This is a genomic window from Zavarzinia sp., assembly GCF_049306435.1.
Lineage (GTDB): Bacteria > Pseudomonadota > Alphaproteobacteria > Zavarziniales > Zavarziniaceae > Zavarzinia.
Genome location: NZ_JBAQRT010000064.1, coordinates 1 through 17,566, shown reverse-complemented (window position 1 = coordinate 17,566; position 17,566 = coordinate 1). Strand labels below are relative to the sequence as shown.

The window sequence follows — 17,566 nt, the reverse complement described above, 5'->3', positions numbered from 1 at the left end:
ACCCTACCCACAGCCGCCACGGTGACCACCGCTATGGATAAGTAGCCCGCCGCCGCCAGACTCGTGATGGTCGCGCCGGCGAGCTACTTACCCACAGCTCCTACACCATTCGGCGGGACACGATCGCTTCATGTTGGATTGCAGGGAAATTCCAGGGGTACGGGAAATTATAGGGACGCTATATCTATTGTCCCAACAAGCCCCCTCCGCCTGCCAGCAATGAATGCGGGAGTCGCGCTTCAGGGGACGCCCGTCCGACTCTCCGCCGATCCGCCCTCGTGATCGCGTCCGGGACCGATGAGGCTCGAAAAGATGATTAAAATTCGGGCAGCATGAATACGACGGCTTGAAATTGAGCAGATGCTGGGGGCATGTTGGATATCACCCTTGCCGTGCCCGATGGCCATGATCGAACTTTCGCCCAGCCATTACAGAACCGCCTTCGAACATGCGAGCGACGCGATCTTCCTGCACGATCCCGACGATGGCCGCATCATCGAGGCCAATCTGACATCCGAACAGCTCACCGGTTTTTCCCGGGGCGAGCTTCTCGGCAGCACCGTGTCGATCATCAGTCCCGGCCGCCCGGCCTTCAGCATGGAGGAGGCTTTCCGCCGCATCCGCCGGGCGACGACCGAGGGCGGCTACACCTTCGAATGGGTGTGCATGAACAAGGGCGGCGGTGAATTTCCGGTCGAGGTGAACCTGAAGCTGATCACGGTGGAGGGCCAGCGCCTCGTCCTCGCGCTCTTTCGCGACATCCGGGAACGCAAGCTCTACGAGGACCGGCTGATTGCCCGCGAGGCCCATTTCCGCCGCCTGATCCAGCATTCGTCCGATGGCATCGCCATCGTCGCGCCCCATGGCCGGCTGCGCTATGTCTCGCCCTCGATCTCGACCGTGCTTGGCTATGACGAGCGCCGGGCCACCGGGCGAAACGTGCTGCACTACATCCACCCGGAAGACGGCGAGCGCATCCGCCACCTGCTGCGGCGCGAGAGCCAGGGTTGCAACGACACCGATGTCGCCCATCACGTCACCTACCGGATCCTGCATCGCGACGGCCACTGGCGGCACCATGAAGCGACCTGCAAGGACATGGTCAACGCCTCGGACATTCAGGGTGTCCTGGTCAATTTCCGCGATGTGACCGAGCGGATCGAGGCGGAATTGCGCGCCCGCGAGCGGGAGCGGGAGCTGGAGCATGTCGCCCGCTGCCGGTCCATGGGCGAACTCGCCTCCGCCCTCGCGCATGAATTGAACCAGCCCTTCGCCGCTATCGGCAATTATGTCGGCGGCTGCATTCACCGGATCGAAGGGGATCGCTTCGATCGGGACGAGACCCTCGACGCGCTCCGCCAGGCCAGCGCCCAGGCCGACCGCGCCGGCCGCATCATGAGCAGCATGCGCAATTTCACCCGGCGCAGCGATCCCACCCGCATCATGGCCGATGTCAATGCCATGGTGCGCGAGGTCACCCCCTTCATCGATGTGAAGGCGGAACGCGAGGGGTGCCGGGTGGCCTACCGCCTCTCGGCGACACCGCTGGAAACCATGGCGGACCCGGTGCTGATCGCCCAGGTGATCCTGAATATCGCCTTCAACGGCATCGAGGCCATGGCCGAGACCCCGGGTCCGCGCCGGGTCCTGAACATCACCACCGACCGCCTGCCCCGGGCCGTGCGCATCTCGATCGCGGACCAGGGCCACGGGCTGCCCAAGATGAATCCGGACAAGATCTTCGACGCCTTCTACACGACCAAGAAGCAGGGCCTCGGCATCGGCCTGGCCCTGTGCCGGACCATCGTCGATACCCATCAGGGCCATATGTGGGCGACCTCGGGCGCCGATGGCACCACGTTCCATGTCGCCCTGCCGATCGGCCCGCCCGAGGAAGGCACGGCATGAACGCGCTGAGGTTCCTGCCGCCCGCGGTCGAGCGGCCGACTTCCCCCATCGTCTATATCGTCGACGACGACGAGGCGGTGCGCGCCTCGCTGCGCTTCCTGCTGGAATCCGTCGGCTCCGACCTTCGATGCTGTTCGAGCGCGGCCGAATTCCTCGACAGCTACGATCCGCGTCGGCCCGGTTGCCTCGTTCTTGATGTTCGAATGCCCATGATGGGCGGCTTCGACCTGCAGAAACTGCTGGCCGACACCCGGGTGCCCCTGCCGGTCATCTTCATGACGGGCCATGGCGACGTGCCCATGTCGGTCCGCGCCATGAAGAATGGCGCCTTCGACTTCATCGAGAAGCCGTTCAACTACCAGGTCATGCTGGACACGATCCAGGGGGCGCTGGTCCGGGGCATCGAGTTGCACGAGGAGGCGCAGCGCACGTCGAAACGCAGCGCCCGTCTCCTTTCGCTCTCGCCGCGCGAGCGGGCCGTGCTCGACCTCATGATCGACGGCAAGCAGTCGAAGCAGATCGCCCATGAACTCGGCATCAGCCCGAAGACGGTCGAGGTTCACCGCGCCAACATCCGCCAGAAGCTGGGCACCGACAGTCTGGCGCAGATCGTGCAGATCGTCTTCGGCGTGAAGCCGACGGCCTCGGGAAATCCCTGATCCCCCCTGGGGAAAACCCCTAGTGCACTGCGATCGCCCCCAATTGAGGGCGGTAAACCGATTTTCCTATCGTGAAACCCAGGACGTGCGGCAACGGCCCGGTCAATGACCCGGGCGGTTCCATGGGGCACGGCTGAATAGGCCAAGGCTTGTCCGAAGGCAAGTCCATTCTGGGGGTTACGATGTCTCGTGTTGCTTCTGCATCGATCCTTGTTTCCGCGCTTTCGCTTTGCACGCTCAATGCCGCTCAGGCGACCGAAGGCGGCGGCGGGGCCTATGCCAATGGCGCGGAAAGTTTCATGACCGGCGCCCTGCCGCCGCCGGGCTTCTACGCCCTCAGCTACAACCAGTATTACACGGCGGGCGAGTTCAAGAACGACGCGCCGCCCTTCGCCGATTTCGATGTAACCGTCGCCGCCACCATCTTCCGCGCCGTCTATGTCACCGACGTCAGCATCCTGGGCGGCACCTGGGCCATGCACGCCTTCCTGCCCTTCGCCAAGGTCGATGTCGGCATGGGGTCGGCCAGTGGCAGCGCCTCGGGCCTTGGCGACATCATCATCGATCCCTTCATCGTCGGCTGGCATTTCGGCGACTTCCACCTGATCACCGGCCTCGACATCTATCTGCCGACCGGCGCCTACGACAAGAACGACCTCGCCAACATCGGCCGCAACTACACGACCTTCACCCCCGTCGTCGCCGCGACCTGGCTGAATGCCGAAGGTTACGAAGCCTCGATCAAGGTGATGTACGACATCAACACCGAGAACACGGCGACCGATTACACCTCGGGCGACGAACTGCACGCCGACTTCATCCTGGCGAAGCACTGGGGCCCGCTCGCGGTCGGTCTCGGCGGCTATGCCTACAAGCAGGTGACGGGCGACAGCGGCGCCGGCGCCGTGCTCGGCGATTTCAAGGGCCAGGCGCTCGCCCTCGGTCCCCAGGTCTCCTATGGCGCGGGCAACCTGATGGTCGCCGCCAAATACCAGAGCGAGTTCGAGGTCGAGAACAAGTCCGAAGGCGACAAGTTCTGGCTGAACCTCACCCTCGCGTTCTGATCGGCCCCCAAGACTTCAAGGAGTTCCATCATGTCGGCAGCGCCCGTCATCGAAGTTCATTCCTACTCCGGCGGCATCGTCGGGCCGAGCATCCCCATGCTCGGTCCGGTGGCCGACGGCGGCACCATCAGGACCGGCACGCCGCCGGGCTGCTGGGGGCCGATGATCACGCCCAAGTTCAAGGGCGGCCATGAGGTAACCCAGCCCGTCGCGGTCGAGGGCGCCGAGGTCGGCGACGCCGTCGCGATCAAGATCCGGAGCATGAAGGTGACCTCGCTCGCCACCTCCTCGGGCGTCATGGAATTCGTCGAGGGGCATTACAAGGGCGATCCCTTCGTCGCCAAGCTCTGTCCCGCCTGCGGCACCATGAGCCCGCCGTCCCACGTCGAGGGTATCGGCGACGACGCGATCCATTGCGATGTCTGCGGCACCGAGGTCCACGCCTTCCACATGTCGAACGGCTATGTGATCGTGCTCGACCGCGAGGCCGGCGTTTCGGTCACCGTGAACAAGGCGGTCGCGGAGAAACTGGCCGGCAGCGCCAGCGAATTCTCGGTCCTGCCCGATCTCGCCGAACAGCATTCGATCCTGACGCTGGCCCGCGCCGACATCGTCGGCCTCGCCGCCCACATGCAGCCCTTCCTCGGCAATATCGGCACGACGCCGTCGGTCGACATTCCCGACTCCCACAATTGCGGCGACTTCGGCGCCTTCCTGATCGGCGCCCCGCACAATTACGCCCTGACCCAGGACCAGCTGGACGCGGCCAAGACCGATGGCCACATGGACACCAATTCGGTCCGCGAAGGCGCTATCCTGATCTGCCCGGTGAAAGTCCCCGGCGCTGGTATCTACATGGGCGACATGCACGCCCAGCAGGGCAACGGCGAGATCGCGGGCCATGCCACCGATGTCTCGGGCGAGACGGAAGTGGACGTCGAGGTCATCAAGGGCCTGGCCATCGACGGTCCGATCCTGCTCCAGCGCCCCGACGACCTGCCGCCCATGGCGCGGCCGATGACGGCGGCGCAGAGGGCCGCGGTCAAGGCGCTCGCCGCGCGCTACGGCCAGACCGAGATCGAGGATAACGCCCCGATCACCTTCCTCGGCACCGCCGCCAACCTGAACGACGCGACGAAGAACGGGCTGGAGCGGGCCTCGAAGGTCACCGGCCTTCCTTACGACGAGATCCTGAACCGGGCGACCATCACCGGCTCGATCGAGATCAGCCGGCTGCCCGGCATGGTCCGGGTCACCTTCATGTGCCCCATGAACATCATCGAGAAGATGGGCATCGCCCATCTCGTCCGCGCCCAATACGGCCTCTGAGGAGATTTGTGATGTCACAGACTGAACAGCGCTGGGCCGCCGCCTATCCCGAGCTTGGCACCGGCCCCATTCCGGTCGAGCCCTGCGTCTCCCCCGAATTCTTCGACCGGGAAATGGACAAGGTCTTCAGGAAGACCTGGCTGAAGGTCGCCCGCGTCGAGGAAATCCCGAACCCTGGCGATTACAAGGTGAAGAAACTCGCCTTCGCCCATACGTCCGTGATCCTGATCCGGGGCAAGGACGGGGTGATCCGCGGCTTCCACAACACCTGCTCGCACCGCGGCAACAAGGTCGTGGTCGAACATGGGGACGAGACCTTCGGCTCGAGCAAGGCCGCCGTCGTCACCTGTCGCTTCCACGGCTGGGTTTATGACGCCAAAGGCGACCTCGTCGCCGTGCCCGAGGAAGGCAAGTTTCATTCCTGTTTCGAGCGCAAGGACAACGGCCTCACCCCGATCCGCACCGATGTCTGGGAAGGCTTCGTCTTCGTCAACCTCGATCCCGCCGGCACCGACACGGTCGCGGAGTTCCTGGGCGACATGGGCAAGCACATGGGCGGTTTCCCCTATGGCAACATGACCAAATGCTTCGCCTATAACACCGAGCTGAACTGCAACTGGAAAGTCGCCCATGACGCCTTCGCCGAGGCCTATCACGTCTCGACGATCCATGCCGGCTCCTTCCCGAATGTCTTCTCGTCGGGCTTGCAGAACGTCTATCTCGCCGGGCCGCACCGCACCACCGCGGTCTGTCTGACGCTGGACGCCGAGCCGAAGCCGGTCGCGAAGATCGCCAATTCCCTGTCGGGGGCCTCGCTCGTCGCGGCCAGGGCGGCGACCATGTTGCCGCCCACCGTCAATCCGGACAAACGGTCCGACTTCGCCTTCGAGCTGTGCGTGCTGTTCCCCAACCTGCTGCTGCACATCTCGGAAGGCATCTGGTTCACCCATCAGTTCTGGCCGGTCGCCCACAACCGCACCCGCTGGGAAGGCCGCTATTACCTGCCCCAGCCGAAGACCAATTCGGAACGCTGGGGCCAGGAATTCGCCCAGGTCCTGCAGCGCAACGCCTGGCTCGAGGACACCGCGACCATGGAAGACACCCAGACCGCCCTCGAATCCGGCGCGAAGCAGGTGATGCACCTGCAGGACGACGAAATCCTGATCCGGCACGGCTACCACGCCCTCGAGAAATTCATGGCGGCGGAGTGAGGAGAGCATCATGACCAAGACCCTGCCCAAGGCCTTCGAGACCCTGACGCCCTTCATCGGCTGGGCCCTGCCCACCCAGTACGAGCGCCAGCGGAAGCGCGTCCAGTCCTCCACCGGCGAGATCCGCGCCTTCTACGATGCCGCCCTGCCGCTGCTGCCGAAGATCCTCGCCTACGTCGATCAATACCCCCTCGGCCAGTTGCCCGAGGAAGCGCGGCCGGCGTTCTGGCTGGCGCTGTCGCTCGCCGAAGTGGCGCCCCATGTCGAGCTTTACAAGGGTGACCCGCTTGTTCCCTTCAGCTTCGATGAAGCCCGCTTCATCGCCGAACACGGGCGGGAGGCCGCCTGACCATGGCCCGGACGGCATCCCTCGAGACCCGGCTCGACCGGCTCGAAAGCGCCGAGGCGATCCGCGCCCTGGTCGGACGCTATGCCCTCGGCGCCGACCGGCGGAATGATCCCGCGATCTTCCGCGACCTCTTCACCGAGGATGCCGTCTGGGAGGCCGAAGGCTTCGGCCGCCACGAAGGGCGCGAGGTGATCCTCGACGCGATCTCGACCATCGCGCGCGAGCAGATCGTCTGGACCCTTCACTTCATGACCTCGCCGATCATCGAGATCGATCCCGAGGGCGATACCGCCCGCTGCCGCTGGTGGCTGTGGGAGACTTCGAAAATTACACCGGAACCGGGCGCCGCCCCCGTGGCCCATTGGCTGGGCGGCACCTACGACAGCCGCCTGCGCCGGGCGGCGGGGGAATGGCGGTTCCACCACGTCATCCTCTCCCTCTCGCTGATCAGTCCGCACAAGGACGGCTTCACCACGGTCTGACACCAGGATTTCAAGGAACTTTCCCATGCGCAAGATTGCCATCATCGGCGGCGGCCAGGCCGGCCTGCTGCTCGGCTTCGGCCTGATCGACAAGGGTTACGACGTTACCCTCTATTCCGACCGGACCTCGGAACAGCTGCTGCACAGCCGTCTGCCGTCCACCACCTTCATGTTCGAAAACTCGTTGAAGCTGGAGCGGGCGCTCGGCCTCAATTTCTGGGAAGAGCTGGCGCCCTATTCGGAAGGCATTCATGTCGATTTCCGCGCCCCCGACGGGACCATCGGCCTGACCGTGCAGGGCCGCCTGCGCGACAATCACGGCCAGGCGGTCGACATGCGCGCCAAGTTCCACCGCTGGATGGATGAATTCACCCGCCGGGGCGGCCGGCTGGTGATCAAATCGGTCAGTCTCGCCGATCTCGACGATATCTCGGCCACCCATGACCTGACCATCGTCGCCGCCGGCAAGGGCGCCATCGCCGCCCTGTTCGAGCGCGACGACGAGAAATCGGTGCACAGCGTGCCGCCGCGCAATCTCGCCGCCGTGCTCGTCACCGGCTCGAATCTGACCGGCCCTCGGCCGTGGCGTGACATTCCCTTCCGCCCGATGCGTTTCAACTTCATCGCCGGTGCCGGCGAATATTTCTCGCTGCCCTATTACACCCATGCCCGGGGCGAATGCCGCAGCTTCCTGTTCGAAGCCATCCCCGGCGGGCCGATGGATGTCTTCGGCGATGTGAAGGATGGCGACGACATGGTCGCGCGCGTCCGTCAGGCGGTGAAGACCCTGACCCCGGACGAGGCGGACCATGTTCCCGACGACATGGAAATCACCGATGCCAATGCCTGGCTGAAGGGCAGCTTCACGCCGGTGGTCCGCAAGGCGGTGGGCACGCTGCCGTCCGGTCGCATCGTCTTCGGCATTGGCGATGCCGTGGTGCTGAACGACCCGATCGCCGGGCAGGGTGCCAACAATGCCACGCGCATGGTCACCGCCTATCTCGACGCGATCCTCGCGCGGGGCGACGCCCCCTTCACCCGCGACTGGATGGAGGAGCTTTATGCCGGGTTCTGGGAGCGGTCGGGCCAGTACACCACCGACTTCACCAATGGCCTCCTGGTGCCGCCGCCGCCGTCGATCATGGAAATCCTCGGGGCCGCCTCGAAATTCCCGGCGATCGCCGATGATTTCGTCGGCAACTTCAACGATCCCAGCCGCTTCTGGCCGGCGATCACCAGCATCGAGGCGGCCAGGGCCTATATCGCGTCGCGGGTGGGCAATGTCGCCTGACCTCGCGGCCGCGGAAGCCGCCTTCGATCCTCGCGACTTCCGCCGGTCCCTCGGGCTTTACGCGACCGGCGTCGCGGTGGTCACCACCGTGGCGCCGGGAGGGACAAGGGTGGGCCTGACCATCAATTCCTTCGCCTCGGTCTCCCTCGATCCGCCCCTGATCCTGTGGAGCCTGGCGAAGACCTCGCCCCGCCTCGGGCTTTTCGCCGGGGCCGATCATTTCGCCGTGAACATCCTGGCGAAGGATCAGGAAGAGATGTGCCAGCGCTTCGCCCGCCCGGGCGAGGATCGCTTCGCCGGGCTGGAGACGGCGCCGGGCGCGGGCGGCGCGCCCCTGCTGCCCGGCTGTCTCGCCCAGCTCGAATGCGCGCGGGATCAGGTGGTCGAGGGCGGCGATCACCTGATCCTGATCGGCCGGGTGCTGCGTCACCGCCGCGGCGGTGGCCTCGACGCCCTGGTGTTCTGCAACGGCGCCTTCACCGGCATTCCGACGGAGAGACATTGAGATGACACAGGATCTGACCGGCAAGACCGCCATCGTCACCGGCGGCGCGACCCTGATCGGGGCGGCCGTGGTCGCCGCCCTGATCAGGGCCGGGGCGCGGGTGACGCTCGCCGATATCGATGTCGCCGGCGGCGAGGCGGTCGCGACCGGCCTTGGTCCCGCCTGCCGCTTCGCGCGAACGGATGTGACCGATGACGATGCGATAGCGACCTGTGTCGCCGACGCGGTCGGAGCCTTCGGGCGCCTCGACTATCTGGTCAATCTCGCGGCCTGCTATATCGACAAGGGGCCGGCGTCGCCCCGCGCGGACTGGCACGCGGCCTTCGATGTCAATGTCTTCGGCGGCGTCATGATGCTGCGGGCCTGCCGGCCCCATCTGGCGGCGGCCGGCGGCGGCGCCGTCGTCAATGTCACCAGCGTGTCCGGCCGTGTCGCGCAAGGGGGCCGCTGGCTCTATCCCGCGACCAAGGCGACGATCGAGCAGGTCACCCGCAACGAGGCCTTCGACCTCGCCGCCGAGGGCACGCGGGTGAACGCCGTCTCGCTGGGCTGGACCTGGTCGGCCCCCATCGCCGGGCTTTCGGGCGGCGACCGGGCCAGGGCAGACCGCATCGCCGGCGCCTTCCACCTGACCGGTCGGGTGGGCGATCCCGAGGAAGTGGCGGCGGCGATCGTCTTCCTGCTGTCCCCGGCCGCCTCGCTGATCACCGGCACCACGCTGGCGGTCGATGGCGGCTATCTGGCGCTCGGCCCCGAAGGGCGCGGCAATCCGATGGAGGCATTCGCATGAGCGACGGCGGTGTTCTGGCCGGCACTTTCCTGTGCCTTGAAGACGCGGTGCCCGAGGGCGGCGCCCTGAAGATCGAGATCGCGGGCCGCCCGCCGATCGCGGTCTTCCGGGTTCAGGGGCGTTTCTTCGTCACCGACGATACCTGCACCCATGGCGAGGCCTCGCTTTCGGAAGGCGAGATCGACGCGGACGAATGTGTCGTCGAATGTCCCTGGCATTCGGGCGCCTTCGAGCTTTCGAGCGGCAAGCCCTGCGGCGCCCCCTGTACCATCGCGCTGCGCGTTCACCGCTTCGAGCGGCGCGACGGCGGCCTCTATCTCCTCGGATGAAGATCATGGCTCGTATCGAGATCGTCGACGGCGCGGCCTTCCCCTGCGAGGCGGGGGATACGCTGCTGCGCGCCGGACTGCGCGCCGGCCTCGGCCTGCCCTATGAATGCAACGCGGGCGGTTGCGGCACCTGCAAGGTCGAACTGGTCGAGGGCGCGGTGGACAATCTGTGGCCCGAGGCGCCCGGCCTGTCCGACCGGGACCGGCGCAAGGGCCGGGTGCTGGCCTGCCAGTCGCGGCCCTCCGGCGACTGTCGCCTGCGTCTGCGCCTCGATCCCGCCTGCGTGCCGCCGGTCCGGCCCGTGAGGCGCGGCGCCCGTCTCGTCGGCATCGCCGATATCACCCGCGATATCCGGGAATTCCGTTTCAGGGCGGAAGGTCCGGCGGATTTCCTGCCCGGCCAATATGCCCTGCTGTCGCTGCCGGACGGTCTGGAGCGGGCCTATTCCCTGTCGAATACCGCCAATGACGCGGGCGAATGGCATTTCCAGATCCGCCGTGTGCCTGGCGGGCGCATGACCGGCCAGCTGTTCGACGACCCCCCGGCGGCGGTGATGCTGGATGGCCCTTACGGCCTCGCCCATCTGCGCGAAGGCCCCCGGGACGTCGTCTGCGTCGCCGGTGGCTCCGGCCTTGCCCCCATGGTCTCGATCGCGCGCGGCATCGCGGCCGATCCCGCGGACCGGCGCCGGGTGCATTTCTTTCACGGCGGCCGCGCGGCGCCGGATCTGCCGGGGGAAGCCTGGGCCCGCGACCTCACCGGCCTCGGCTCCCGTCTCGACTATCATCCCGCCGTCTCGGACGAAGCCGCCCCGGGCTTGCCCAAGGGCTATATCCACGACATCCTGGCCGCCTGGCTGGGCGAGCGCCTCGATGCCTTCGACTTCTACTGCGCCGGCCCGCCGCCCATGGTGCAAGCGCTGGAAGCCCTGCTGATCGCCGAAAAGGGCCTGCCCCCCGGCCGGGTTCGCTTCGATCGCTTCTTCTAGGCGGAAATTATCTGGCGCTTGGGGGTTTTCGGGACTGTCGCGGGATTTCAGGCGCGCCCAGGCCTCCGGCGCGTTGACCGGGGTCGGAGCGGGCGCGGAGACGCTTCCCACTCTTGATTTTCCTGCACGCGGAAGTCTGTGGGGAACAGTCGTTGCCGGCGGATCGCGGCGCGCCTGGGCGGCGGCGCAGGACGTCAAGCTCATCCGGTCCGATCATTGACGAGGCCGCGTGTTTGACAATGCCTCGATCTGATCAGAGCCCCAATGCCGGCCCGTGGAGATCAATTCAGGATCGCGTGACGCGGCGGGGGGACTGGGGGAAGCCGTGGGGATTCGATCCGCGTCGACGTGTCCCGACCCCATGGGTTTCGTTTCCAGGCCCAGGGTGCTTCCATGGTTTTGGAAAGTGGTGCCCCAGGTCGGACTCGAACCAACACGCCGTTGCCGGCAACAGATTTTGAGCGCGCCCAAATAGGGTATCCGTTGTGTATCCGGTTGTACGCTAGCGCCCGATAAGAGACTGATGCATATGGACTTTCATCTCTGATCGCGGTTCCTGTTCCAGCCGGTTGTACGCTACGGTTGGATCCCTGGTTGCACCTATATCGCACCTGGTTCCAGCCTCTCAGGAGGTGGAAAATGCCAAAACTCAAACTCACCAAGTCGGCGGTCGAGGCTGCGACCCCGAAGGAGCGCGATTACGATCTCCGCGACACACTCATACCCGGCTTCATGGTGAAGGTCACGCCCGCTGGCCGGAAGATCTTCATGCTCCACTATCAGACACGGTCCGGCATCCGCCGCAAGCCGGCGATCGGCCGGTACGGGGAATTGACCGTCGAGCAGGCCAGGAAGATCGCACAGGACTGGCTGGCGGATGTTCGTCTCGGCAACGACCCCAGCTCCGAGCGCTCTGCCATGAGAGCGGCGCCGACGGTGAAGGAGCTCTGCGAGCGATTCATCGAGGACTACTCGAAGCACCACAACAAGCCGCGTACGGTCGAAACGAACCAGATGAACATCAAGAACCACATTCTTCCTCGGTTGGGGAAGCTGAAGGTTCCCGACGTCACGCGCGCCGACGTGTTCGCGATGATGAGCGGGATGTCGGATCGCCAGATCATCGCCAACCGGACTCTCGCCTGCCTGCGCAAGATGTTCAATCTGGCCGAGGTCTGGGGATATCGTCCGGACGGTTCAAATCCCTGCCGGCACGTTCAGAAATATCCCGAGAAGGGTGCCACCCGCTTCATCACCGACGATGAGCTTCGGAAGCTCTATGCCTATCTCGACCGCGCTGATGCCGAAGGGCTTGAGCATCCGATCCTGACGCTGGCGATCCGCCTCCAATTCGAATTCGCAGCCCGCATGTCCGAGATCCTCAACCTCCGTTGGGACTGGGTCGATTTTGAGAGCCGTCGGGTCACCTGGCCCGACAGCAAGACCGGCGACATGACCAAGCCCCTCAGCGAGGAAGGTCACCGCCTGCTCTCACAAGCGCCGCGCATCGAAAACTCGCCCTACGTCTGCCCGGCGATATTCGATCCCGAGAAGCCGATGACGGAGGGTACCTATCATAGCGGTTGGAGCCGCATCCTGGAGCGTGCCGGTGTACCGCACGTGGGAACCCACGGCATCCGGCACCGCGCGGCGACGGATATCGCCAACTCAGGCGTGCCGGTGAAGGTCGGCATGGCGCTCACAGCCCATAAGACCGTCCAGATGTTCATGCGCTACATCCACAATGAGGACAATCCGATCAGGTCTGCTGCCGAGGCCGTCGCCGCAAGACGCCGAGAGATTGTCACGGCCGTATCGGCAGAGACAGCGCAAGGGGAATTGGTTGACGAGCCGAGCAGGCAAGCGAAGTTGTCTTCGGTTGAAGCCATCGCTCCAAGCCGCACGAGCCTTGGGAACTACCGCCCCTGTCGTCATCGGAAAGATGAGCAGCGAACCCAGCCGCCAGTAACTACCGCGCGTAAATCCAGCAAGGGAACTGTCGCCAATGGCTAAGGAAAATCCTCAACGCCGCTGGCCAACGGCCGAAATCATCAACCGTATCGTGTTTTCCCGAGATGCCGGTCCAATTCGCTTCGTCGATACCGAGGCTGCTGCCCGCTATCTCTCATTGGAAGCTCACACGCTCGAATGCTATCGTTCGCTTGGCGACGGCCCGGCGTTTTACAAATTTGGCCGCTATGTGCGTTACGCTGTGTCAGACTTGGATGCATGGGCCGAGCATTGTCGCAAGGAGCCGGCGAGAGCGGCGAATGGGGGCTGAGATGGGCCGCGACCGGTGGTCAAACCGGTATTACCTCCCACGCCATATCGCGGGGCGCTTTTCCTTGAACGCCTTGACACCCTCAGATTTGTCGTCGCTGTCGAGCGTGATCGCGAATGCCTGGCGCTCCAAGGCATAATGTAACGAAAGTGTTGTCATCAGCGATGCGTTGATACTTGCCTTTGCCTGCGTGACAGCGAGCGGGGCGCGGGCGATTAGACGGCGCGCCATCGAGCGCGCTGTCTGCAGTACGTCCTCAGTTTCAACCACGTCGTTGACAAGGCCGGCGGCCAAGGCCTGGTCGGCACTCATGGCGTCACCCAGCAAAACCATGCGCATGGCGCGAGTCTTGCTGATCAGTCTTGGGAGTGACGGTCTCCCGGTTTCGTGTCCGGGCTGAATGAGAGTCTCCGGCCTTCATCTGCCGGGGTTAACCCCGGCAGATGAAGCAAATTCGGCCGGCGTCAGCCAGCCGAGGGAAGTGTGAGGACGGCTCTCGTTGTAGCGGATCACCCAATCCCGCAGGGCTTGCCGATCCATTCCGGCGAGACGCGCCGACAAGGCCCGGCTCATGCCGTCTAATGCGTTCGCGATCGCCAGCATCCGCCGTGCAACCCGCGGGTCTTTCTCCCGACGGGCATACCCCCGCAGCTCTGACGCCGAGAGGTCCACATCCACAGTATGAATCACAAAGCCAACCTCGGGGGAACCCCTGTAACCGAGTTTCCAAAAAGCCTCTGAGGTATCATTTGAATGTTCACCGCTACATTAAGTGATGAATATCCATAATATTCAATTTATATTGGGAAATTTTGTATTACTGGGAAGTGATAAAGAAATGCTTGTTAATATAGACGCCAGTTCTGCTTGGCGGTTTGTGCCTGTTTTCGCGAATATGCTCCGTAGTTGAGTCCGAAGTGTTTCGCGAGAAACGCCCCATTGCTCTGACAAAGCATCCAAAGGTCTCCCTTCTGCCAGTCCCTGTGCCAATCGAGATTCTGCAGGTGTCAGCCCAAACAGCGCTTGCAGAAGAGATGGCGGAGGCGCCGATACCGTCCCTATGGGCGTCAAGGTGAGAACAGCCGCCGGTAACGGAAAAAGTGTCCGTATGTCGGACGCGATAGGGACAGAATGCAACACTAAAGGCGGCAAGCCTGAAACCCGTAGCGGGACGGATCGACCAATGGGCATCGGGCCACTAATCGCGGCGCTGATCACTGAGTCGAAGATCTTCTGAACGGCCTGATTGGCCAGCGTAAGGCGGCCAATGGTGCGTGTCGCGGTTAGAGCGAGCAGTATCCGCTCCATATCTTCACTGGCCGAAAGAATGCACCCATCACGACCAACAAGAGCGACGGGCGAACCCATGCCCTGAATCGCCATGGTTGTCGTCCGCGCGTGTGAAAGGGGCATCTGCGCGGAAATGCGGACGCTACGATCCAGATGCGGGAGGAGATGTTCGAGGTTACGCCGGAGGGCTCGGGTAAGTCCGCCTCCGCCCTCCTCGTAAAGCATTCGAAATATGACGATGCCGGTATCGGGAAGAAACATCATCGACCCGACCGACTGCGCAATATTGTGCATTGCAAAGAAATCTTTGTGATTGGGGTGACTGGAGTCTACCGAGGAAAATATTAAGCCGAAATCGGAGAAAGTTTTGAATTTACCTCTATTTTGTAATTCTGAATTAAAATAATCTCGATGACACCAACTGCTGTTAAGATACTTATTAATAATATCTGATATATTTTCTGATGAAACCCATTCTGTATTATTAGAAAATGAAATATCCTTAGATCTAATAATAAATGAACCGGATGCATTAAAATAATTATTGATTGCCGTTAGCGCTACTGACCAATTATGCGCATCTGTTGATGCATCATAAATTATATCTAGCAAATCATTTACTAGTTTCATTTAAATTTATCCCTTAATATCCGCCAGGATAGTAAGATTCACTGTATTTATCTGGTGGAATGTTGCCAATTGTATTGAGGACGAGCTTCGCGCCGCGCCCTGGATTATTTTGATTCATCGCTGCTCTCCAATGCTGAATATCAAGTTGCCGATACGCCGCAATGGAGCAAATGCGGCGCTGCGGAAAAATTACCGATAGTCACCCGCTTGGGTGATGCGCTCGGGGCGGGTGTGGGCTCCAATGATGTGGCTGGATGTTGCGGAGACGGGGTGGAGAGCGACATGGAGACGGGGTGGAGAGCGACATGATGAATCGATTAGGAATGTATGGGCCAAAATCTTAATGAAGCCTTCGACTCTGTTACAATATACTGCTTAAAAATGCGAATAAAACAGGCGACTGTCACGAAAATTTTTGAATGTTTTCATAATAATGGGCGGACTATTGTTGGTGAATTTTTTTATGTTCTCCAATTTCTAACTTTAGATCGTTAGGGAGTTATTTGTTAAGAATCGGTGAGGTTGGGCTGGGATTTAAAGAGCGTTTAGGTGGAATGCTTCGCAAGTGGGGGCGGAATATGCATGAGCGATGTGGGATCGTGCTTGCTGGTGGGGCTGGGACGAGGCTGCATCCGATCACGCGGGCGGTGTCGAAGCAGTTGCTGCCGGTCTACGACAAGCCGATGATCTATTATCCGCTGAGCGTGCTGATGCTGGCGGGGATCGACGATATCCTGGTGATCACCACGCCGCATGAGGCGGAGCAGTTCCGCCGCCTGCTGGGCGACGGCACGCCATGGGGCATCCGCCTCTCCTATGCCGTGCAGCCGTCGCCGGATGGCCTGGCGCAGGCCTTCATCATCGGCGAGGAGTTCATCGCCGGCCGGCCCTCCACCCTGGTGCTGGGCGACAACATCTATTTCGGCCATGGCATGACCGGCCTGCTGGCGGAGGCCGCGCGGCGGACGGACGGCGCGAGCATCTTCGCCTATCACGTCGAGGATCCCGAACGCTTCGGCGTCGTCGAGATCGACGCGGCGGGCCGCGCACTCTCGATCGAGGAAAAGCCGGCGGCGCCCCGCTCCAACTGGTCGGTCACCGGCCTCTATTTCTACGACGGCCGCGTCTGCGAGATCGCTCGCGGCATCAGGCCCTCGGCCCGGGGCGAGCTGGAAATCACCGCGGTCAATGCCGCCTATCTCGAGGCGGGCGCGCTCGACGTGCAGCGCATGGGGCGCGGCTTCTGCTGGTTCGACACGGGCACACACGACTCCCTGCTCGATGCCAGCGAATTCGTTCGCGTGGTGCAGAACCGCCAGAACCTCCAGATCGCCTGCCTCGAGGAAATCGCCTTTCAGCAGGGCTGGATCGACGCGGCCCAGCTGCAGGCGACCGCCGATGGCTATGGCAAGTCGCGCTATGGCGACTATATCCGTCGCCTGGCCCGGGATGCCGGCGGGCGCGGTCGCTGATGGGGGACGGGGTCATGCCAGGGTCCGAGGCGGCGAAGCCCGCCATCCTCGTCGCCGGCGGCGCCGGCTATATCGGCGCCCATGCCTGCAAGGCCCTGGCGGCGGCTGGTTTCCTGCCCGTGACCCTCGACAATCTCTCGACCGGGCATCGCCGGGCGGTGAAATGGGGGCCGCTGATCGAGGCGGATATCGCCGACCGCGCGGTGGTCCAGAAGACCGTGGCCGACTTCGGCATCACGGGCGTCCTTCATTTCGCGGCCTGCAGCATCGTGCCGGAATCCGTGCGCGATCCCCTGAAGTATTACGACAACAATGTCACCCGGGCGCTGGCCTTCGCGTCGGCCCTGATCGACGGCGGCGTGCGCTGCTTCGTGTTTTCCTCGACCGCCGCCGTCTATGGCATTCCCACGGTCTCGCCCATACCGGAGGATCATCCGGCCCGGCCGGTCAATCCCTACGGCGCCAGCAAGCTGGCCTTCGAGGGGGCGCTGCCCGGGCTCGAGGCGGCCCATGGTCTTCGCCATGTCGTGCTGCGCTACTTCAACGCGGCCGGTGCCGATCCGGCGGGCGAGATCGGCGAGGCTCATGAGCCGGAAACCCACCTCATTCCCAACATGGCGCGGGCCGCCCTCGGCCTTGGCCCGGCGCTCACGCTTTATGGCACCGATTATCCGACGCCCGACGGCACGGCCGTGCGCGATTACATCCATGTCACCGACCTGGCCGAAGCCCATGTCGATGCCTTGCGCCATCTCCTCGGCGGTGGCGCCAGCCTGACCCTGAACATCGGCACCGGCGCGGGCACCAGCGTCGCCGAGATCCTGGCCCGGGGCGCCGAGATCCTGGGTCGTCCGGTGCCTTGCCAGACCGCGCCGCGCCGCCCGGGCGATCCGCCCTCGCTGATCGCCGACGCTTCGGCGATCCGGCGCCATTTCGGCTGGGCGCCACGCCATTCCGACGTCGACACGATTGTTCGCACCGCCTTCG

The 17,566-nt window shown here is 63.6% G+C and carries 19 protein-coding genes; 16 read left to right on the top strand and 3 right to left on the bottom strand.

Going from position 1 to position 17,566, the window contains the following annotated elements; all coding sequences use genetic code 11:
- Nucleotides 1–387: 387 nt before the first annotated feature.
- The 14 genes from WAZ62_RS03360 to WAZ62_RS03295 all read left to right on the top strand — a co-directional run bounded on the left by WAZ62_RS03360 (nucleotide 388) and on the right by WAZ62_RS03295 (nucleotide 13,187).
- The gene (locus tag WAZ62_RS03360) at nucleotides 388–1,908 is read left to right on the top strand and encodes a PAS domain S-box protein (protein WP_422642118.1); all 1,521 of its coding nucleotides are present in this window, start codon (nucleotides 388–390) and stop codon (nucleotides 1,906–1,908) included.
- The gene (locus tag WAZ62_RS03355) at nucleotides 1,905–2,567 is read left to right on the top strand and encodes a response regulator transcription factor (protein ID WP_422642117.1); all 663 of its coding nucleotides are present in this window, start codon (nucleotides 1,905–1,907) and stop codon (nucleotides 2,565–2,567) included. Before WAZ62_RS03360 ends, WAZ62_RS03355 begins: the two co-directional genes overlap by 4 nt.
- Nucleotides 2,568–2,749: 182 nt before the next feature.
- Nucleotides 2,750–3,631 (top strand): SphA family protein, encoded by an 882-nt coding sequence (locus WAZ62_RS03350; protein WP_422642116.1) that lies wholly within the window; start codon nucleotides 2,750–2,752, stop codon nucleotides 3,629–3,631.
- A 30-nt stretch (nucleotides 3,632–3,661) separates the two neighbouring features.
- Nucleotides 3,662–4,960, top strand: coding sequence for an acetamidase/formamidase family protein (locus WAZ62_RS03345; protein ID WP_422642115.1), 1,299 nt, complete (start codon nucleotides 3,662–3,664; stop codon nucleotides 4,958–4,960).
- A gap of 11 nt (nucleotides 4,961–4,971) precedes the next feature.
- Nucleotides 4,972–6,171 carry an aromatic ring-hydroxylating oxygenase subunit alpha gene (locus WAZ62_RS03340; RefSeq protein ID WP_422642114.1) on the top strand — a complete coding sequence of 400 codons (1,200 nt, stop codon included), beginning with the start codon at nucleotides 4,972–4,974 and terminating at the stop codon, nucleotides 6,169–6,171.
- Nucleotides 6,172–6,181: 10 nt separating this feature from the next.
- Nucleotides 6,182–6,520 (top strand): hypothetical protein, encoded by a 339-nt coding sequence (locus WAZ62_RS03335; protein WP_422642113.1) that lies wholly within the window; start codon nucleotides 6,182–6,184, stop codon nucleotides 6,518–6,520.
- A gap of 2 nt (nucleotides 6,521–6,522) precedes the next feature.
- On the top strand, nucleotides 6,523–7,002 hold the full coding sequence (locus tag WAZ62_RS03330) for a nuclear transport factor 2 family protein (RefSeq protein WP_422642112.1): 480 nt from the start codon (nucleotides 6,523–6,525) through the stop codon (nucleotides 7,000–7,002).
- A 25-nt stretch (nucleotides 7,003–7,027) separates the two neighbouring features.
- Nucleotides 7,028–8,293 (top strand): styrene monooxygenase/indole monooxygenase family protein, encoded by a 1,266-nt coding sequence (locus tag WAZ62_RS03325; RefSeq protein ID WP_422642111.1) that lies wholly within the window; start codon nucleotides 7,028–7,030, stop codon nucleotides 8,291–8,293.
- Nucleotides 8,283–8,798 (top strand): flavin reductase family protein, encoded by a 516-nt coding sequence (locus tag WAZ62_RS03320; RefSeq protein ID WP_422642110.1) that lies wholly within the window; start codon nucleotides 8,283–8,285, stop codon nucleotides 8,796–8,798. The genes WAZ62_RS03325 and WAZ62_RS03320 overlap by 11 nt, the downstream gene beginning before the upstream one ends.
- A 1-nt stretch (nucleotide 8,799) precedes the next feature.
- Nucleotides 8,800–9,588 (top strand): SDR family oxidoreductase, encoded by a 789-nt coding sequence (locus tag WAZ62_RS03315; protein ID WP_422642109.1) that lies wholly within the window; start codon nucleotides 8,800–8,802, stop codon nucleotides 9,586–9,588.
- A complete protein-coding gene (locus WAZ62_RS03310) occupies nucleotides 9,585–9,917 on the top strand; it encodes a non-heme iron oxygenase ferredoxin subunit (protein ID WP_422642108.1) in 333 nt (110 codons plus the stop codon). Before WAZ62_RS03315 ends, WAZ62_RS03310 begins: the two co-directional genes overlap by 4 nt.
- Before the next feature lie 5 nt (nucleotides 9,918–9,922).
- Nucleotides 9,923–10,906 (top strand): 2Fe-2S iron-sulfur cluster-binding protein, encoded by a 984-nt coding sequence (locus WAZ62_RS03305; protein ID WP_422642107.1) that lies wholly within the window; start codon nucleotides 9,923–9,925, stop codon nucleotides 10,904–10,906.
- A gap of 639 nt (nucleotides 10,907–11,545) precedes the next feature.
- Nucleotides 11,546–12,919 carry a tyrosine-type recombinase/integrase gene (locus WAZ62_RS03300; protein WP_422642106.1) on the top strand — a complete coding sequence of 458 codons (1,374 nt, stop codon included), beginning with the start codon at nucleotides 11,546–11,548 and terminating at the stop codon, nucleotides 12,917–12,919.
- A complete protein-coding gene (locus WAZ62_RS03295) occupies nucleotides 12,912–13,187 on the top strand; it encodes a helix-turn-helix domain-containing protein (RefSeq protein ID WP_422642105.1) in 276 nt (91 codons plus the stop codon). The genes WAZ62_RS03300 and WAZ62_RS03295 overlap by 8 nt, the downstream gene beginning before the upstream one ends.
- Before the next feature lie 30 nt (nucleotides 13,188–13,217).
- On the opposite strand, the gene WAZ62_RS03290 is transcribed toward WAZ62_RS03295, so the two are convergent.
- The 3 genes from WAZ62_RS03290 to WAZ62_RS03280 all read right to left on the bottom strand — a co-directional run bounded on the left by WAZ62_RS03290 (nucleotide 13,218) and on the right by WAZ62_RS03280 (nucleotide 15,107).
- Nucleotides 13,218–13,589: an enoyl-CoA hydratase/isomerase family protein gene (locus WAZ62_RS03290; RefSeq protein WP_422642119.1), complete on the bottom strand. Its 372-nt coding sequence runs from the start codon at nucleotides 13,587–13,589 to the stop codon at nucleotides 13,218–13,220.
- 15 nt (nucleotides 13,590–13,604) lie between these two features.
- Complete coding sequence (locus tag WAZ62_RS03285; RefSeq protein ID WP_422642104.1) at nucleotides 13,605–13,877, bottom strand: integrase core domain-containing protein; 273 nt, start codon at nucleotides 13,875–13,877, stop codon at nucleotides 13,605–13,607.
- Between the two features lie 102 nt (nucleotides 13,878–13,979).
- The gene (locus WAZ62_RS03280) at nucleotides 13,980–15,107 is read right to left on the bottom strand and encodes a helix-turn-helix transcriptional regulator (RefSeq protein ID WP_422642103.1); all 1,128 of its coding nucleotides are present in this window, start codon (nucleotides 15,105–15,107) and stop codon (nucleotides 13,980–13,982) included.
- A gap of 578 nt (nucleotides 15,108–15,685) precedes the next feature.
- On the opposite strand from WAZ62_RS03280, the gene rfbA reads away from it, so the two are divergent.
- Both rfbA and galE read left to right on the top strand, forming a co-directional pair.
- Complete coding sequence (gene rfbA / locus WAZ62_RS03275) at nucleotides 15,686–16,579, top strand: glucose-1-phosphate thymidylyltransferase RfbA (RefSeq protein ID WP_422642102.1); 894 nt, start codon at nucleotides 15,686–15,688, stop codon at nucleotides 16,577–16,579.
- A 14-nt stretch (nucleotides 16,580–16,593) separates the two neighbouring features.
- Nucleotides 16,594–17,566 (top strand): UDP-glucose 4-epimerase GalE (gene galE, locus WAZ62_RS03270; protein ID WP_422642101.1); only part of this gene is annotated, 973 nt, incomplete at its 3' end.

Coding starts and splice junctions, on each gene's coding strand:
- WAZ62_RS03355 (WP_422642117.1), top strand. CDS start 1,905: ATGAACGCGCTGAGGTTCCTGCCGCCCGCGGTCGAGCGGCCGACTTCC.
- WAZ62_RS03350 (WP_422642116.1), top strand. CDS start 2,750: ATGTCTCGTGTTGCTTCTGCATCGATCCTTGTTTCCGCGCTTTCGCTT.
- WAZ62_RS03345 (WP_422642115.1), top strand. CDS start 3,662: ATGTCGGCAGCGCCCGTCATCGAAGTTCATTCCTACTCCGGCGGCATC.
- WAZ62_RS03340 (WP_422642114.1), top strand. CDS start 4,972: ATGTCACAGACTGAACAGCGCTGGGCCGCCGCCTATCCCGAGCTTGGC.
- WAZ62_RS03335 (WP_422642113.1), top strand. CDS start 6,182: ATGACCAAGACCCTGCCCAAGGCCTTCGAGACCCTGACGCCCTTCATC.
- WAZ62_RS03330 (WP_422642112.1), top strand. CDS start 6,523: ATGGCCCGGACGGCATCCCTCGAGACCCGGCTCGACCGGCTCGAAAGC.
- WAZ62_RS03325 (WP_422642111.1), top strand. CDS start 7,028: ATGCGCAAGATTGCCATCATCGGCGGCGGCCAGGCCGGCCTGCTGCTC.
- WAZ62_RS03320 (WP_422642110.1), top strand. CDS start 8,283: ATGTCGCCTGACCTCGCGGCCGCGGAAGCCGCCTTCGATCCTCGCGAC.
- WAZ62_RS03315 (WP_422642109.1), top strand. CDS start 8,800: ATGACACAGGATCTGACCGGCAAGACCGCCATCGTCACCGGCGGCGCG.
- WAZ62_RS03310 (WP_422642108.1), top strand. CDS start 9,585: ATGAGCGACGGCGGTGTTCTGGCCGGCACTTTCCTGTGCCTTGAAGAC.
- WAZ62_RS03305 (WP_422642107.1), top strand. CDS start 9,923: ATGGCTCGTATCGAGATCGTCGACGGCGCGGCCTTCCCCTGCGAGGCG.
- WAZ62_RS03300 (WP_422642106.1), top strand. CDS start 11,546: ATGCCAAAACTCAAACTCACCAAGTCGGCGGTCGAGGCTGCGACCCCG.
- WAZ62_RS03295 (WP_422642105.1), top strand. CDS start 12,912: ATGGCTAAGGAAAATCCTCAACGCCGCTGGCCAACGGCCGAAATCATC.
- WAZ62_RS03280 (WP_422642103.1), bottom strand. CDS start 15,107: ATGAAACTAGTAAATGATTTGCTAGATATAATTTATGATGCATCAACA.
- rfbA (WP_422642102.1), top strand. CDS start 15,686: ATGCATGAGCGATGTGGGATCGTGCTTGCTGGTGGGGCTGGGACGAGG.